The organism is Bradyrhizobium nivariense (assembly GCF_029846695.2).
In the GTDB taxonomy this organism is placed as follows: Bacteria; Pseudomonadota; Alphaproteobacteria; order Rhizobiales; family Xanthobacteraceae; genus Bradyrhizobium.
Genome location: NZ_JARWCR020000207.1, coordinates 1 through 823 on the forward strand (window position 1 = coordinate 1; position 823 = coordinate 823).

Consider the following 823-nt stretch of genomic DNA (forward strand, 5'->3'; position numbering starts at 1 on the left):
TGCGGGCGGTGGCTATTGTAGTCATGGGCCCACGCCGCAATCCTGGTTCGGGCGTGATCAAGGCCGAAGAACAGGGTTTCGTTGAGAAGCTCGTCTCGCATCCGGCCGTTGAAGCTTTCACAGAAGCCGTTCTGCATCGGTTTGCCTGGCGCGATAAAGTGCCAGGCAATCTGGTTGTCCTCTGACCAAGTCAGAATGGCGTTGCAGGTGAACTCGGTGCCGTTGTCCGAGACGATCATGCCAGGCTTGCCGCGGCGACCAATCAACGCCGTCAGCTCGCGCGCCACCCGCCGTCCCGGGATCGAAGTATCGGGGATCGCCGCCAGGCATTCCCGGGTCACGTCATCGACGATGTTGAGGATCCGGAACCGGCGCCCATTGGCAAACTGGTCATGGACAAAATCCAGCGACCAACGGGCATTCGGCCGGGCCTCGAGCAGGATCGGCGCCCGGGTGCCGACCGCGCGGCGGCGAGCCCGGCGCTTACGCACGCTGAGGCCTTCCTCCCGATAAAGCCGGTAGATACGGTTCAGCCCGGACGGCTCGCCATGCTGACGCAGCAGCACGAATAACCGCCGATAGCCGAAGCGCCGGCGGGCGTTGGCCAGTTCGCGCAGTTGGACCCGCAGTTCGGCATCGGGCGGCCGGCTCGACCGATAACGGATCATCTTGCGGTCGGCGCTGACGATGATGCAGGCCCGCCGTTCTGACAGTCCCAATTCGGCCTGCAGATGCGCGACAGCTTCGCGCTTGGCGGCGGGCCCTACCATTTTTTTGAAAGAAGCTCACGCAGCGCCGCCGCATCCAGCATCTGCTCGGCCAA

At 63.9% G+C, this 823-nt stretch carries 1 pseudogene; it reads right to left on the reverse strand.

The features are described 5' to 3' along the window. Positions 1–823 (reverse strand): annotated as a pseudogene (locus tag QCM77_RS45965) (IS3 family transposase); the annotation flags it as partial.